The 15,774-nt window shown below is 70.0% G+C and carries 15 protein-coding genes; 5 read left to right on the top strand and 10 right to left on the bottom strand.

Annotated elements, in window-relative coordinates; all coding sequences use genetic code 11:
* Positions 1–10: 10 nt before the first annotated feature.
* The 4 genes from pyrE to clpB all read right to left on the bottom strand — a co-directional run bounded on the left by pyrE (position 11) and on the right by clpB (position 4,998).
* Positions 11–571 (bottom strand): orotate phosphoribosyltransferase, encoded by a 561-nt coding sequence (pyrE, locus tag G6N37_RS22305; RefSeq protein WP_372514709.1) that lies wholly within the window; start codon positions 569–571, stop codon positions 11–13.
* Entirely contained in the window at positions 552–1,325 is a 774-nt protein-coding gene (locus G6N37_RS22300) for an SDR family NAD(P)-dependent oxidoreductase (protein WP_163683575.1), read from the bottom strand. The genes pyrE and G6N37_RS22300 overlap by 20 nt, the downstream gene beginning before the upstream one ends.
* Before the next feature lie 54 nt (positions 1,326–1,379).
* On the bottom strand, positions 1,380–2,240 hold the full coding sequence (gene ttfA / locus G6N37_RS22295) for a trehalose monomycolate transport factor TtfA (protein ID WP_163683574.1): 861 nt from the start codon (positions 2,238–2,240) through the stop codon (positions 1,380–1,382).
* A 211-nt stretch (positions 2,241–2,451) separates the two neighbouring features.
* On the bottom strand, positions 2,452–4,998 hold the full coding sequence (gene clpB / locus G6N37_RS22290) for an ATP-dependent chaperone ClpB (protein ID WP_163683573.1): 2,547 nt from the start codon (positions 4,996–4,998) through the stop codon (positions 2,452–2,454).
* A gap of 122 nt (positions 4,999–5,120) precedes the next feature.
* Between clpB and G6N37_RS22285 the strand changes: the two genes are divergently transcribed.
* Positions 5,121–5,546: a DUF3060 domain-containing protein gene (locus G6N37_RS22285; RefSeq protein ID WP_163683572.1), complete on the top strand. Its 426-nt coding sequence runs from the start codon at positions 5,121–5,123 to the stop codon at positions 5,544–5,546.
* A 5-nt stretch (positions 5,547–5,551) separates the two neighbouring features.
* Here G6N37_RS22285 and G6N37_RS22280 read toward each other — a convergent pair whose 3' ends face one another.
* A complete protein-coding gene (locus G6N37_RS22280; RefSeq protein ID WP_163683571.1) occupies positions 5,552–6,199 on the bottom strand; it encodes a TetR/AcrR family transcriptional regulator in 648 nt (215 codons plus the stop codon).
* A 100-nt stretch (positions 6,200–6,299) separates the two neighbouring features.
* Here G6N37_RS22280 and G6N37_RS22275 point away from each other — a divergent pair, with 100 nt between their 5' ends.
* From G6N37_RS22275 to G6N37_RS22265, 3 genes are read left to right on the top strand one after another with little or no spacing between them, the layout of a single operon-like run.
* Positions 6,300–7,292 (top strand): ABC transporter permease, encoded by a 993-nt coding sequence (locus tag G6N37_RS22275; RefSeq protein WP_163683570.1) that lies wholly within the window; start codon positions 6,300–6,302, stop codon positions 7,290–7,292.
* An 11-nt stretch (positions 7,293–7,303) separates the two neighbouring features.
* The gene (locus tag G6N37_RS22270) at positions 7,304–8,476 is read left to right on the top strand and encodes an FAD-binding oxidoreductase (protein ID WP_163683569.1); all 1,173 of its coding nucleotides are present in this window, start codon (positions 7,304–7,306) and stop codon (positions 8,474–8,476) included.
* A gap of 12 nt (positions 8,477–8,488) precedes the next feature.
* A complete protein-coding gene (locus G6N37_RS22265; RefSeq protein WP_163683568.1) occupies positions 8,489–9,379 on the top strand; it encodes an aldose 1-epimerase in 891 nt (296 codons plus the stop codon).
* Here the strand turns inward: G6N37_RS22265 and G6N37_RS22260 are convergent, their stop codons facing one another.
* From G6N37_RS22260 to dnaK, 4 genes are read right to left on the bottom strand one after another with little or no spacing between them, the layout of a single operon-like run.
* Entirely contained in the window at positions 9,380–9,766 is a 387-nt protein-coding gene (locus G6N37_RS22260; protein WP_163683567.1) for a heat shock protein transcriptional repressor HspR, read from the bottom strand.
* Positions 9,766–10,944: a molecular chaperone DnaJ gene (gene dnaJ, locus G6N37_RS22255; RefSeq protein WP_163683566.1), complete on the bottom strand. Its 1,179-nt coding sequence runs from the start codon at positions 10,942–10,944 to the stop codon at positions 9,766–9,768. Before dnaJ ends, G6N37_RS22260 begins: the two co-directional genes overlap by 1 nt.
* 52 nt (positions 10,945–10,996) lie before the next feature.
* On the bottom strand, positions 10,997–11,629 hold the full coding sequence (gene grpE, locus G6N37_RS22250) for a nucleotide exchange factor GrpE (RefSeq protein WP_163683565.1): 633 nt from the start codon (positions 11,627–11,629) through the stop codon (positions 10,997–10,999).
* Complete coding sequence (dnaK, locus tag G6N37_RS22245; protein ID WP_163683564.1) at positions 11,626–13,485, bottom strand: molecular chaperone DnaK; 1,860 nt, start codon at positions 13,483–13,485, stop codon at positions 11,626–11,628. Before dnaK ends, grpE begins: the two co-directional genes overlap by 4 nt.
* A 237-nt stretch (positions 13,486–13,722) precedes the next feature.
* Here dnaK and G6N37_RS22240 point away from each other — a divergent pair, with 237 nt between their 5' ends.
* On the top strand, positions 13,723–15,171 hold the full coding sequence (locus tag G6N37_RS22240; RefSeq protein ID WP_163683563.1) for an amino acid permease: 1,449 nt from the start codon (positions 13,723–13,725) through the stop codon (positions 15,169–15,171).
* On the opposite strand, the gene G6N37_RS22235 is transcribed toward G6N37_RS22240, so the two are convergent.
* Positions 15,168–15,731, bottom strand: a complete 564-nt coding sequence (locus tag G6N37_RS22235) for a nucleotidyltransferase family protein (protein ID WP_264066883.1) — start codon at positions 15,729–15,731, stop codon at positions 15,168–15,170. The two genes, G6N37_RS22240 and G6N37_RS22235, sit on opposite strands and share 4 nt — an antisense overlap.
* Positions 15,732–15,774: the final 43 nt, after the last annotated feature.

Genomic DNA, 15,774 nt, shown 5'->3' with positions numbered 1-15,774 from the left:
GGCAACGCAACTAGCCCAACCCCAGGTCGGCGAGGCCCAGCACGCTGCGGTACGGCAGCCCCTCGGCCTCGATGGCCTCGGCGGCGCCGGTGGCACGGTCGACGACCGTGGCCACGCCGACCACCTGCCCGCCGGCCTCTTGCACGGCGCGCACCGCCGTCAGCGCCGAGTTGCCCGTGGTGCTGGTGTCCTCGACCACCAGCGCCCGCTTACCGGCAACCTCGGATCCCTCGATAAGGCGTTGCAGCCCATGGGTTTTCGCGGATTTGCGCACGACGAACGCGTCGATCGGGCGCCCCGGCGCATGCATCACGGCGGTGGCGACCGGGTCGGCGCCCAGGGTCAGCCCGCCGACCACGGCGTAGTCCCAGTCGCGGGTGAGTTCGCGCACCAGCGTGCCGATCAAGGCCGAGGCCCGGTGGTGCAGGGTGGCGCGGCGCAGGTCGACGTAGTAGTCGGCCTCCTGGCCCGACGACAGGGTCACCCGGCCGTGCACCACCGACAGCCGGCGCACCAGCTCGGCCAGCTCCTCGCGCGCGGATGCCGGCGACTCAGGTCCGGCCACGGCCACCGCCGATCCGCTTCGTGACCGCCCGCATCACGGTCCGCGGGATCATCCGCTCGGCGGCGATGATCGCCTTGTATTGCAGGCCCGGGATGCTGATCACCTTGCCCCGGGCGATGTCGGCCAGGCTCTGGTTCACCACGTCGTCCACCTCGAGCCACATGAACGACGGCGACTTGGCCATGTCGATGCCGGCCCGGGCGTGAAATTCGGTGTGCACGTAGCCCGGACACACGGCGTGCACGCCCACGCCGGTGCCCTGCAGGCCGACGGCCAGGCCCTCGCTGAACGAGATCACCCACGCCTTGGACGCCGAATACGTGGATCCGCGCCCTGGCACCAGCCCGGCGACGCTGGCGATGTTGACGACGGTGCCGGCCCCGGCGTCGAGCATGGCCGGCAGGGCGGCCCGGGTCAGGTGCATGACCGCGGTGACGTTGACGTCCAGCTGAGACTGCAGCAGCGCGGGGTCGGTGGCCCAGAAGTCGCCGGAGGTGCCGAAGCCGGCGTTGTTCACCAGCACCCGGACTCCCCGGGCCAGGCGTTCGCAGACCTTGTCGCGACCGGCGGCATCGGCCAGGTCGGCCGGCAGCACCTCGACGTCGCCGGCCCGGCCTTCCAGTTCACCCGCCAGCTGCGTCAACCGGTCCGCGTCGCGGGCGACCAGGACCAGGTCGTAGCCGTCGGAGGCGAAGTGTCGCGCGTAGCCGGCGCCGATCCCGGACGTGGGGCCGGTGATCAGGGCGACGGGACGAGGCATGAGCGACATCCTAATGACGGCGGCCGCGCCGCCCACCCGGCGCCCGGCGCGCCGTCAGCGCTGATAGTTGGTGGCCTGGTGGCCGTTGCGGCCGGCCGGCGGCTGACGGCGAACGGCGTCCGGGCCGCGCTGCTCCCGGCGGATCGGCTCGGCCGGCCGGCGGGCGGACGCATCACCGAGCAGCCCACCGACGTCCTGCTGCGCGCGCCGGGGCGGCAACTCCGCGCGGCCCGCGGGCGCCAGCGGTCGGCTGGGCGACGCGCTGCGCAGCCCCGCGGGCGCGCCCGCCTCCTGCTGGGTCTCCTCCGGCAGCGGCGGCAGCACCCGCAACAGGTCGTTGAACTGCCGCACGGTGCGCAGCCCCTCGTCCCACTGGGTGCGGGTGCTGGTGATGGGCAGGGCGACCAGCGTCCAGTTCTGCTCGTTCCACATGATCTCGGCGCAGTCCGGCGCGGTGTGCGCGAAGGTGACCATGCGGCGGTCGCAGGCCCGCCGGGCGGCGTCCAGGTTGGTGGAGTACACCATCCGCGGGCCGATCGCGCCGAGCAGCCAGATGTCGCTTTCCCGTGGCTCTTTGAGCCCCTTGAGCCGCAGATCCACCACCACGTTCGTGCCCACCTTGCGGTGCAGCGCGATCACGGTGGCGACCTCCTCGAGGTCGAAGATGTACACCGCCTCGCCGCGGATCTGACCCAGCACGACGTTCTCGGCGGCGATGTCGCCCACCGTCGAGATCACCCCGCGCTTCCAGCGCTTGAGGATGTCGGCCGATTCACGCTCGTAGTCGAATCCGTGTGACCGCGCCCATGATTTGCGGCGCCTGCTGCGGCCGCGGCGTCGATCGAGGTCGACGTACAGCAACACGCCCGCGCCGACGAAGCACAGCGCGGAGAGCGTGAACCAAAGGGGGACCATCCCACACAGGGTATCTGCAATTGCGCCGGAATAAAGAAGTCCGGCTGGTCACAACCCAATTACAGGACGAATCGGGTGCCGCTGAGGCCCGGCCCCCCGCGGCCGTGTGCGCTGACGGCCTTGAGTGTGAGCCGGCGGCGGGACTTTCGCGATTTTCCCGCCCTGCGCTCACACTCAAAGCCCAGCATTCACACTCGGGCCGCGCTCACCCCTAGCCCAGGATCAGCGAGTCGCCGTCCGGGCTGACGTTCACCGGGACGGTGTCACCGTCGTGCACGTCGCCGGCGAGCAGCTGCTTGGCCAGCTGGTCGCCGATGGCCTGCTGCACCAGCCGGCGCAGCGGCCGCGCGCCGTAGACGGGGTCGAACCCGCGCTGCGCCAGCCACTGCTTGGCCGGCAGCGACACCTCCAGCGTGAGGCGGCGCTGCGCCAGCCGCTTCTGCAGCTGGGCCAGCTGGATGTCGACGATCTGCACCAGCTCACCGGGCTCGAGGCCGTGGAAGATGATGACGTCGTCGAGCCGGTTGATGAACTCGGGCTTGAACGCCGAGCGCACCGCGGCCATCACCTGCTCCTCGCTGCCACCCGACCCGAGGTTGGACGTCAGGATCAGGATGGTGTTGCGGAAGTCGACCGTGCGGCCCTGCCCGTCGGTGAGCCGGCCCTCGTCGAGCACCTGCAGCAGCACGTCGAACACGTCCGGGTGCGCCTTCTCGATCTCGTCGAACAGGATCACCGTGTACGGACGCCGCCGCACCGCCTCGGTCAGCTGACCGCCCTGGTCGTAGCCGATGTAGCCCGGGGGAGCGCCGACCAGGCGGGCGACGGAGTGCTTCTCGCCGTACTCGCTCATGTCGATGCGCACCATCGCGCGCTCGTCGTCGAACAGGAACTCCGCCAGCGCCTTGGCCAGCTCCGTCTTACCCACACCGGTGGGCCCGAGGAACATGAACGACCCGGTCGGCCGGTTGGGGTCGGCGACGCCGGCCCGGCTGCGGCGCACCGCGTCGGACACCGCCGTCACCGCCTTCTTCTGGCCGATGACGCGCTTGCCCAGCTCGTCCTCCATGCGCAGCAGCTTGGCCGTCTCGCCCTCGAGCATCCGGCCGGCGGGGATGCCGGTCCACGCCGACACCACGTCGGCGATGTCGTCGGGCCCGACCTCCTCCTTGAGCATCACGTTCTCGCGCGCCTCGGCGTGCGGCAGGGCGGCGTCGAGCTTCTTCTCCACCTCGGGGATGCGGCCGTAGCGCAGCTCGGCGGCCTTGGCCAGGTCGCCGTCGCGCTCGGCGCGCTCGGACTCCCCGCGCAACGCCTCCAGCTGCTCCTTGAGGTCGCGGACCACGTCGATCGCGCTCTTCTCGTTCTGCCAGCGGGTGGTCAGCTCGGCCAGCTTCTCCTTCTGGTCGGCCAGCTCGGAGCGCAGCTTCTCCAGCCGCTCCTTGGACGCCTCGTCCTCCTCCTTGGCCAGCGCCATCTCCTCGATCTCGAGGCGGCGCACCAGGCGCTCGACCTCGTCGATCTCGACGGGCCGCGAGTCGATCTCCATCTTCAGCCGGCTGGCGGCCTCGTCGACCAGGTCGATGGCCTTGTCCGGCAGGAAGCGGGCGGTGATGTAGCGGTCGGACAGCGTCGCCGCCGCGACCAGGGCCGAGTCGGTGATGCGCACACCGTGGTGCACCTCGTAGCGGTCCTTCAGCCCGCGCAGGATGCCGACGGTGTCCTCCACCGACGGCTCGCCGACCAGCACCTGCTGGAAGCGCCGCTCCAGCGCGGCGTCCTTCTCGATGTACTTGCGGTACTCGTCGAGCGTGGTGGCGCCGACGAGCCGCAGCTCGCCGCGGGCCAGCATCGGCTTGATCATGTTGCCGGCGTCCATCGCGCCCTCGCCGGTCGCGCCGGCGCCGACGATGGTGTGCAGCTCGTCGATGAACGTGATGATCTGGCCGGCGGAGTTCTTGATGTCGTCGAGGACGGCCTTCAGCCGCTCCTCGAACTCGCCGCGGTACTTGGCGCCGGCGACCATCGAGCCGAGGTCCAGGCTGATGACGGTCTTGTCGCGCAGGCTTTCCGGCACGTCGCCGGCCACGATGCGCTGGGCCAGGCCCTCGACGATCGCGGTCTTGCCGACGCCGGGCTCGCCGATCAGCACCGGGTTGTTCTTGGTGCGGCGGCTCAACACCTGCACGACGCGCCGGATCTCGTTGTCCCGGCCGATGACCGGGTCGAGCTTGCCTTCCCGGGCGCGGGCGGTCAGGTCGGTCGAGTACTTCTCCAGCGCCTGGTAGGTGGCCTCCGGCTCCGGGCTGGTGACCCGGGCGCTGCCGCGCACCTTGACGAAACCCTCGCGCAGGGCCTGCGGCGACGCGCCGTGACCGGTCAACAGCTTGGCGACGTCGGAATCGCCGGTGGCCAGGCCGACCAGCAGGTGCTCGGTCGAGACGTACTCGTCGTCCATCTCGGTGGCCAGTTGCTGGGCGGTGGTGATGGCGGCCAGCGATTCGCGCGACAGCTGCGGTTGCGAGCTGGCGCCGCTGGCCTGGGGCAGCCGTTCGACGAGGCGCTCCGCCTCGGTGCGAATGGTCGCGGGCTGGACGCCGACAGCCTCCAGCAGCGGTCCCGCGATCCCGTCGGCCTGCGTCAGCAGGGCCATCAGCAGATGCGCGGGCCGGATCTCGGGATTACCGGCGGCCGAGGCCGCCTGGAGCGCCGAGGTCAGCGCCGCTTGCGTCTTGGTTGTCGGGTTGAAAGAGTCCACGACGCCTCCGTTCGAGTAGTACCAAATGCTTGTCGCGATGTTCAACGCCGTCAAGGTTGAGTGTGTTCCGCTCAACTCTAACGAGTTTTGGCCGAGCTGGCGCACGGGGTACCCCCGAAGCGATGACAGAGACGGAGCGGCACCAGAACCGGGCCCCCGCGCGCCGCGTTCCCGGGGCCTTCAGGCTGGCCACGGTGGTCGGCGCGGTGGCGCTGGCGGGACTTGCCGTGGCCGGATTCCGCGCCGATCTCGCCGGCGGGGGCGCCTCGGCGGCCGTCCCGGAGTCGGGCACGTTGCAGGTCAGCGGGACCGGCACGACGAAAACCATCGGCTGCCACGGCGGCTACCTGTCGGTCAGCGGCCAGACGAACACGGTGAAAGTCACCGGCCACTGCACCAGCCTGAGCGTCTCGGGGCACGGCAACCGGGTGGCGGTCGACAGCACGGACGCGGTGAGCACGTCCGGAACCGGCAACGCGATCACCTACCACTGGGGCTCACCGAAGGTCGTCAACGCCGGAACGGCCAACACCGTCGGGCAGGGCTGAGCCGGTCAGGCGCGATACGACTTCGGCAGGCCGAGCTCGTCCGCGTCCGCGGTGAGGTAGCGCTGCACGCTGGGGGCGATCAGCCCGACCACCTCGTCGGTGCCGAGCTCGGCCAGCGGACCCACCTTCATCACGTAGCGGAACAACGCGGTGCCGACCAGGTTGGTGCCGGCCAGGTTGGCCCGCAGCAAGGTGTCGGGCCCCTCGCCCAGGACGCCGGAGATCGCCGTCATCACGTAGCCGCGCATGAAGTCGCGGAAGGCCTCATGAGCGTCGGAGTGCAGCATCGCCGAGTGCAGCATGGCGACCATCGTCGGACCGGTCTCGGGCTCGTCCCAGATCTGCAGGTAGGCGCGCACCAACCGGGCGCCGATGTCCCGGCGCGGGCCGTCGCCCATCGCGGCGGCCAGCACGCCACCGTCCAGGATCAGCCGCATCGACTCACGGAACAGCTCGGCCTTGGAACCGAACAAATAGATCACCATCGCCGCGTCCACGTGGGCATCCTCGGCGACCTGCCGCAGCGTCGTCTTCTCGTAGCCCTGGGCGGCGAACCGCTGTTTGGCCGCCCTGAGCACCACGTCCTTCGACACGGGCTCACCCTGACGGCGGCCCCGGCGCTTGCGTGTGGGGGAAGCGGCAGGTGACGGCACACGACGACGGTATCATTTCATTGATTGTTGAAAATACTGGACGGCGCGGCTACGCTCGCGAGCGTCATATTTCATCCACTGATGAAAAGGGTTGTCGCGCATGATCACGCAGTCGCTCCCCCAGCACGGCCGGCCCGCGCGCCCCCGCCCGCAGCTGCCCCTGTTCCGTGCGACGGGCCTCGTCGCGGCGATGACCGTGGCGGTCGCCGTCATCTGCATCGCCTTCGCGCTACCGGCGGCACGCTCCAAGCCACACCACGTACCGATCGGCCTGGTGGGACCCGGCCTGGTGACCGGGCTCATCAACAGCCAGCTCGACACGGCCGCCCCGGGCGGCTTCACCGTGACCACCTACCCGGACGAGGCCGCGCTGCGGTCGGCGATCCGCAACCGCGACGGCTACGGCGGCCTGGTGGTCACCCCCACCGGGCCCACCCTGCTGCTCGCGTCCGGGGCGAGCCCGACCGTCGCCCAACTGCTGACGCAGATCGGCGACCGCGTCGCGCAACGCACCGGAGCGCCGTTGCGCACCGAAGACCTCGCCCCGTTGCCCGCCGACGATCCGCGCGGCGCCGGCCTGGCCGCCTCCGCGCTGCCGATCACCCTGGCCGGAATCCTGCCCGCCATCGTGCTGCTGCTGGCGTTCCCGCGCCGGCCCTGGCTCAATTGCGCTGTGGCGACGGCCTTTTCGGTCAGCGCCGCGGTGACCATCGCCGTGCTGCTGCGTTACGTGCTGGGGTCGGTCGACCAGAATTTCTGGGGCGTGGCCGCCGGACTCACGCTGGGCACGCTGGCGATGGCGCTGCCGACGCTGGCGCTGGGCTCGCTGTTCGGCCGGGCCGGCCTGAGTGCTGCGGTGGCGGTGGCCATGCTGCTGGGCAACCCGCTGTCCGGCCTGATGAGCGCCCCGGAGATGCTGCCGTCCGGGTGGGGCGCGCTGGGTCAGCTGCTGCCGCAGGGGGCCAACGCCACCCTGTTGCGGTCGACGGCGTATTTCTCCGGCGCCGGGGCGACGACCGCCAGCCTCGTGCTGTGCTGCTGGGTGGCCGCCGCGGCCGTGCTGATCGGGATTGCCGGCGCGCGGCGAGCCTAGAATCGGGCCCCGTGGGGCTCGAGGACACCGATGCGTTGCGGGTGCTGCGCGACGCCTTCGCGCGGGACGACTCGGGATCCGGCGACGAACTCGTCCGCCGCTTCTACACCCACTGGTTCGGCCTCGACGTCTCGGTCCGCGACCTCTTCCCGCCCGAAATGGGCGGGCAGCGGGCCGCTTTCGCGCACGCCCTGCACTGGGTGTACGGCGAACTCGTCGACCAGCGCGCCCAGGAACCGGTCGCCTTTCTCGCCCAGCTCGGCCGCGACCACCGCAAATACGGTGTGCTCCCAGCGCATTACGACACGTTGCGCCGCGCGTTGTTGGCGACGCTGCGGACACACCTCGGCGACGCCTGGACCGGCGCCGTCGACGCCGCGGCCCAGCAGTCGCTCAACCTGATCACCGGGGTGATGCGGGGCGCCGCGGACGCCGACGAGGGGCCGGCCTGGTGGGACGGCACGGTGATCGAGCACATGCGGGTCTCCCGCGACCTGGCGGTGGTCCGGTTGCAGCTCGACCGCCCGCTGGACTACCACGCCGGCCAGTACGTGAATGTGCACGTCCCGCAATGCCCGCGGCGCTGGCGCTACCTGTCCCCCGCCATCCCGGCGGACCCGGGCGGCGGCATCGAGTTCCACGTCCGCGTGGTGCCCGGCGGCTTGGTCAGCACCGCCATCGTCCACGAAACCCGGCCCGGCGACCGCTGGCGGCTGTCCAGCCCGCACGGCGGCCTGCGGGTCGACCGGCAGGGCGGGGACGTGCTGATGGTCGCCGGCAGCACCGGTCTGGCCCCCCTGCGGGCGCTGATCATGGACCTGTCCCGGTTCGCGGTGAACCCGCGGGTGCACCTGTTCTTCGGGGCGCGCTATCGCTGCGAGCTCTACGACCTGCCGACGCTGTGGCAGGTGGCCTCCCACAATCCGTGGCTGTCGGTCTCGCCGGTCTCCGAGTACAGCGCCGACCCGGCGTGGGCGGCCGACTATCCCGACGTCACGCCGCCGCGCGGCCTGCACGTGCGCCAGACCGGCCGGCTCCCCGACGTGGTGACCAAATACGGTGGGTGGGGTGACCGGCAGATCCTGATCTGCGGGGGCCCGGCCATGGTGCGGGCCACCAAGGCCGCCCTCATCGCCAAAGGCGCTCCGCCGGAAAGCATTCAGCACGACCCGCTATCGAGTTGAGTGGAGGTAGACATGCGTGTCGTCACCCTGTGCGACCCGGCATCGACGGTGACCGCGGAATTCGTGCCCGAGGCGGGGATGATCGGCACCTCGCTGCGCGATGCCGGCGTGGAGCTGCTCGGGCAACGGCGCGGGCTGGACGCCTACGTGACGGCGGGCAAGACGATGGGGATACCGATCCTGTATCCCTGGGCAAACCGGTTGGGCGCCAACACCTATACCGCGGAGGGCGTGACGACGACGCTCACGCCGGGCCAGAACGGGGTCCGTGCCGATCCCAGCGGCTTGCCGATCCACGGCGTGCTGGCGGGCCACCCGGGCTGGCGGGTGACCGCCGAGTCGGCCGACCAGCTGACTGCCGAGCTGGATTTCGCCGCCGATCCCCGATTGCTGGCCAGCTTTCCCTACCCGCACGTGTTGACGGTGGCGGTGCGGCTGGCCGAGCGGACGCTGACCGTGCGCACCACGGTGACCGCCACCGGCGACCGGGCGGTCCCGCTGTGCTTCGGCTTTCATCCCTACCTGCGCCTGCCGGACGTCGCCCGCGGCGAATGGGTGATCGAGACTCCGCCGCTGCGGCATCTGCGGCTTGACGACCTCGGGCTGCCCACCGGCGAATCCGAGCCACCTGCGGCGCTGTCGGAACCCCTGGGGGACAAGGCTTTCGACGATGCCTACGACGAGGTCCCCGACGGCGCGGTGTTCGCGGTCTCGGGCGGTGGCCGGCGGCTGGAGGTGCGCTTCGACCGGGGGTATCCGGCGACACAGATCTTCGCGCCCACCGCCGAAGCCATCGTGTGCTTCGAGCCGATGACCGCACCGACCGACGCTCTGCGCCGCGGCGGCTACCGCCTCGCCCGGCCGGGCGAACCGGCCCTCACGCAGTTCTCGATCCGGGTCTGATCAGCCGCGTGTTCTGCGCGGCTGCCACACCACGACGGCGGTGCTCTTGGGCATCACCGCGAGGTCGCGGCGCTGCCCGGCGCGCACCTGCGCCAACTCGTCGGTCAGCTCCTTGACCCGCGACTGCAGCGCCTCGACCTGATTGGTCAGTTCGATGATGCGCTTGATGCCGGCGAGGTTGACCCCCTCGTCCTGGGACAGCCGCTGCACCTCACGCAGCAGGTCGACGTCGTGTTCCGAATAACGCCGTCCCCCACCGGAAGTGCGGCGCGGGCTGACCAGGCCGAGGCGATCGTAGGTGCGCAGGGTCTGCGCATGCATGCCGGCCAGCTCCGCCGCCACCGAGATCAGGAACGTCCGGGACTCTTCCCGTGAATTCTTGGCCATCAGCGATTACCCGCCCATCCCGCTCGTGGGTCGAACCCACTGGCCCGCTCGGCCGCCGCGTAGGCCTCCAGCGCCTCGGCCGCGGCGCCTTCCACGTTGGGCGGCACGGCGACCTTGACGGTGACCAGCAAGTCCCCGTTGCCGCCGCTGCGCTTGGGAACGCCCCGCCCCCGCACCCGCAGGATGCGGCCGTCGGAGGTCCCCTTGGGCACCCGGACGCCGACCTTGCCGTCCAGTGTGGGTACCGAAATTGTTGAACCCAAGGCCAATTCGGTGAAGCTGACCGGAACGGTCACGGTGAGGTCGTCGCCGTCGCGGCCAAACACCTGGTCCGGCCGCACGTGCACGGTCACGTAGAGGTCGCCCGACGGCGCCCCACGCAATCCGGCCTCGCCCTGCCCGGGCAGCCGGATGCGCTGGCCGTCCTCGACGCCGGGCGGGATCCGCACGTTGATGGTGCGGGTGCGGGTGGTGACCCCGGTGCCCTTGCACTCCTCACACGGGTGCTCGATGATCGAGCCGCTGCCGCGGCAATCGGTGCACGGCTCGGAGAACCCGAACGCGCCCTGGTTGCGGCTGATCACGCCGGAACCGTTGCAGGTGGGGCACACCTTCGGGCTGGTCCCCGGCCGCGCGCCGCTGCCGTGGCAGTTGGTGCACGGCGCAGGGCTGGTGAGCCGCAACGGCATTGCCACACCCTTGGCGGCCTCGACGAAATCCAGCTGAGTCTCGGTCTCCAGGTCGTTGCCGCGCCGCGGCCGGCTGGGACGGGCGCTCGCGCCGCGCCCGAACAGGCCGCCGAACAGGTCCCCGATGTTGGCGCCGCCGCTTCGCCCGGCGGCGTCGAACAGGTCGTTGAGGTTGAACTCGGCGCCGTCACCGCCGGCACCGAAACCGCCGAAACCCCCGGTGTCGAACCGGCGGCCGCCAAAACCGCCGCCCGCGAACAGGCGGCGGGTTTCGTCGTACTCCTTGCGTTTGGCCGGATCCGACAACACGTTGTGCGCCTCGGAGACCGCCTTGAATCGCTCGCCCGCGGCGGGGTTGTCGGGATTGGCGTCCGGATGCAGGTCGCGCGCCAGTTTGCGGTACGCGCGTTTTATCTCTTCGGGACTGGCGTCAGAGGAGACGCCCAGCTCCTTGTAGAAGTCCTTTTCGACCCATTCGCGCTGGGCCATGTCGCGTCACCCCCTCTCACCTTTCTGTCTTTTGTTGTGCTGATTGTGTGGTCTATTCACCGGATGCGCCGGGGTTATCGTGCGATTCGGCCGGTTGGGCCGGCGCGCCACCCTCGTCGGCGACCGTGTCGACGACGCCGACCAGAGCGTGCCGCAGGACCTGGTCGCCCAGCTTGTAACCCTGCCGCATGACCGTGCCGATCACCGGCTTGGAGCCGTCGCCGCCGCCGCCCTCGTGCTGCACGGCTTCGTGCAACACCGGGTCGAAGTCCTCGCCTTCCGCGCCGAACGCCGTCAGACCGAGTCCGGTCAGGGCGCTGTCCAGCTTGTCGGCCACCGACTTCAGCGGGCCGGATTCCAGGTCGCCGTGTTTGCGCGCCCGCTCGAGATCATCGAGCACGCCCAGCAATTGGCTGACGACGCCGGCCTTGGCCCGGTCGGCCGCGGCCTGCTGGTCGCGCAGCGCACGCTTGCGGTAGTTGGCGAAGTCCGCCTGGACCCGTTGCAGGTCGCCCAGCAGTTCGGCGGCCTTGCCGGCCTCCTCGGGTGACTCACCCGAGAAGTCGCCCGGCGCAGCCTCTCCCGGCGCGGAGCCGGGAGAGGCGTGCCGGATTTCACCGGTCTCAGGGTCGATCCGCCGCTTGTCGGTGACGGTCACCTGCTCCTGTGGATTACCTTCGGTCACTTGGACTCCCGGTCGTCGTCGACCACCTCCGCGTCCACGACGTCGTCGGCGGAACCGGACGGGCCGCCGGGGGCGGCGCCGGCCTGTTCGCCGGCGGCCTGGGTGGCCTCATAGATGGCCTGGCCGAGCGCCTGGGATTCCTGGCCCAGCTTCTCCATCGCCGCCTTGATCGCGGAGATGTCGGTGCCGCCCAGCGCGGACTTGGCCTCGGCGATCGCGGCGTCGACCTTGGACAGCGTCTCCTCGGGAACCTTCGAGCCGCCCTCGGCGTCACGCTGATCCTTGACGAACTTCTCCGTCTGGTAGACCAGCGACTCCGCCTGGTTGCGGATGTCGGCTTCCTCGCGACGCTGGCGGTCCTCCTCGGCGTGCGCCTCGGCGTCCTTGATCATCCGGTCGATCTCCTCCTTGGACAGGCCGGAGCCCTCCTGGATCTTGATCGTGTTCTCCTTGCCGGTGCCCTTGTCCTTCGCCGTGACGTGCACGATGCCGTTCGCGTCGATGTCGAAGGTGACCTCGATCTGCGGGACGCCGCGCGGGGCCGGCGGGATGCCGGTCAGCTCGAAGGAACCGAGCAGCTTGTTGTGCGAGGCGATTTCGCGCTCACCTTGGTACACCTGGATCTGCACCGACGGCTGGTTGTCGTCGGCCGTGGTGAAGGTCTCCGACCGCTTGGTGGGGATCGTGGTGTTGCGCTCGATGAGCTTGGTCATCACCCCACCCTTGGTCTCGATGCCCAGGCTCAGCGGCGTGACGTCAAGCAGCAGAACGTCTTTCACCTCACCCTTGAGGACACCCGCCTGCAGCGCGGCACCCACGGCCACCACCTCGTCGGGGTTGACGCCCTTGTTGGGCTCCTTGCCGCCGGTCATCTCCTTGACCAGATCGGACACCGCGGGCATCCGGGTGGAACCACCCACCAGCACCACGTGGTCGATCTCGGAGACCGAGATGCCGGCGTCCTTGATCACGGACTGGAACGGCTGACGGGTGCGGTCCAGCAGATCCTGGGTGATGCGCTGGAATTCGGCGCGGGTCAGCTGCTCGTCGAGGAACAGCGGGTTCTTGTCCGCGTCGACGGTGATGTAGGGCAGGTTGATCGAGGTGCTCTGCGAACTCGACAGCTCGATCTTGGCCTTCTCGGCGGCCTCGCGCAGCCGCTGCATCGCCATCTTGTCCTTGGTCAGGTCGATGCCGCTGGTGCCCTTGAACTTGTCGACGAGCCACTCGACGACCCGGTCGTCCCAGTCGTCGCCACCGAGGTGGTTGTCACCGCTGGTGGCGCGGACCTCGACCACGCCCTCGCCGATCTCGAGCAGCGAGACGTCGAACGTGCCGCCGCCCAGGTCGAAGACCAGGATGGTCTGTTCCTTCTCGCCCTTGTCCAGGCCGTAGGCCAACGCGGCCGCGGTGGGCTCGTTGACGATGCGCAGCACGTTCAGGCCGGCGATCTGGCCGGCCTCCTTGGTCGCCTGCCGCTGGGCGTCGTTGAAGTACGCCGGCACGGTGATGACGGCGTCGGTGATGTCCTCACCCAGGTACGCCTCCGCGTCGCGCTTCAGCTTCATCAGCACGCGGGCGCTGATCTCCTGCGCGGTGTACTTCTTGTCGTCGATCTCGATGGACCAGTCGGTGCCCATGTGCCGCTTGACCGAACGGATCGTGCGGTCGACGTTGGTCACCGCCTGGTTCTTGGCGGGCTGGCCGACGAGCACCTCACCGTTGCGCGCGAAGGCAACGATGGACGGGGTCGTCCGTGAGCCCTCGGAGTTGGCGACGACGACGGGGTCACCGCCCTCGAGAACTGCGACGACGGAGTTGGTGGTCCCGAGGTCGATACCGACCGCACGAGCCATAGTGATTCCTCCTGATTGAGTAGAGCTTCTTTGGTGCCACTATGCTGAGTGAACCCCGCTCAAGACTGCTCTGGGCCGCACCGTGGTGTCAACCCAGGCTTGAGTCTGGTTCGCTCAACTTGTCGATCATGCTAACGGTGGGCGCCGCCGTCTTGTTCCCGGGGGTCGCTGGACTGGGCACCCCGGGCATCGGTGGGTTAGCCTGAGCCTTTCCCGGAGCCGACACGGCAGGACTCAATGCCACCGCAAGACACCGCCGCCGCGCGGCTCGCCCGCGAAGAGGCGGGCTATCACAAGGGCCTGAACAACCGCCAGATCCAGATGATCGGGCTGGGCGGTGCCATCGGGACCGGCCTGTTCCTCGGCGCCGGCGGAAGGCTCGCGTCGGCGGGGCCGGGGCTGTTTCTGGTGTACGGGATCTGCGGCATCTTCGTCTTCTTGATCCTGCGCGCCCTCGGCGAGCTGGTGCTGTACCGCCCGTCCTCGGGATCCTTCGTCTCCTATGCCCGCGAGTTCTTCGGCGAGAAGGCCGCGTTCGCCGCCGGCTGGCTGTACTTCCTCAACTGGGCGATGACGGGGATCGTGGACACCACCGCGATCGCGCACTACTGCCACTACTGGACGGCGTTCCAGGCCGTCCCGCAGTGGACGCTGGCGTTGATCGCGCTGGTCGCCGTGCTGGCGATGAACCTCATCTCGGTGAAGCTCTTCGGCGAGCTGGAGTTCTGGGCCTCGTTGATCAAGGTGCTCGCGCTGGTGACGTTCCTCGTCGTCGGCATCGTCTTCCTGGTCGGCCGCGTCAAGGTCGACGGTCATGACCCCGGGGTGACGCTATGGGACAGCCATGGGGGACTCCTGCCGGCCGGCTTGCTGCCCCTGGTGCTGGTGACCTCGGGGGTGGTGTTCGCCTACGCCGCGGTCGAATTGGTCGGCATCGCGGCCGGGGAGACCGCGAATCCGCACAAGATCATGCCGCGGGCGATCAACTCGGTGGTGTTTCGCATCGCCATCTTCTACATCGGGTCGACGGTCCTGCTGGCGCTGCTGCTGCCGCACACCGCCTACCGGGACCACGTGAGCCCGTTCGTCACCTTCTTCTCGAAGGTCGGGTTCGGCGGGGCGGGCAGCGTGATGAACCTCGTGGTGCTCACCGCCGCGCTCTCGAGCCTCAACGCCGGGCTGTACTCCACCGGCCGCATCCTGCGGTCCATGGCGATCAACGGCAGCGGCCCGAAATTCACCGCACCGATGACGAAGAACGGCGTGCCGTACGGCGGGATCCTGCTCACCGCCGTGGTCGGCCTGTCGGGCATCGTGCTCAACGCCGTCAAACCGAGCCAGGCGTTCGAGATCGTGCTGCACATCGCCGCCGTGGGCGTGGTGGTGGCCTGGGGGACGATCGTGGCGAGCCAGCTGCGGTTCTACCGGCTCTCCCGCGCCGGGGCGTTGCAACGGCCGCACTTCCGGATGCCGCTTGCGCCCTACAGCGGCTACCTCACGCTGGCCTTCCTGGCCGGCGTCCTCGTCCTGATGTTGTTGGACAAGGTCCAAGGCCCGTGGCTGCTCGGCGCCATGGCCGTCGGCATCCCGGGCCTGATCGGCGGCTGGTATCTGGTCCGCCACCGGGTGCGCGAGGCCGCCCAAGACACCCCGCCGCTGGCCGTCGACCCACCCGCGGCGGCCTAAGGCTCGTCGACGTCCTGGCCGCCGGCCAGATCCGCGCAGTCGACGAGCTCGACGTCGTCCCGGGCGCCCAGGTACGCGCCGGCGCCGTGATCGCCCGAGATCCGCGAGACCACCTCGGGCCAGTGCCGGCGCGCGATCACCACCGGATGCCCCGGCCGGTCACCGAAGACGGCGCGCGCCAGGCCACTGGCCGACGCCACCGCGCGGTCGAGGACGCGCGCCACCACGGCGGCGCCGACGTCGGGCGTGTCGATGACGTGCAGCGCCGCGTAGTCGGCCCGCATGCGGTCGGCCTGGGCCAGGCCGGCGCGCACCGAGGCGCTCACCCCCGCGCGCCAGTCCGGCACCACGATCGCGGTGACCCCGGCCGGGGCAGCGACCTCCGCGGCACCCAGGACCAGGACGACCCCCGCGCACCCGCCGTCTTGCAGCGCGTCAACCGCGGCGTCCAGCCAACCGTCGACCAGCACCTTCGGCATGCCGTAGCGGCTTCCGGCGCCCGCGGCCAACAGGATTCCGACGACGTGTGGCCCCGGGCCAATAGACTGCGATAACGGCACTCTCCTATGATGACATTGAGCTTCTCGTACAGCGACAATGATG

Source organism: Mycobacterium seoulense (assembly GCF_010731595.1).
Taxonomy (GTDB): domain Bacteria; phylum Actinomycetota; class Actinomycetes; order Mycobacteriales; family Mycobacteriaceae; genus Mycobacterium; species Mycobacterium seoulense.
This window is presented reverse-complemented; position numbering and strand designations above follow the sequence as displayed.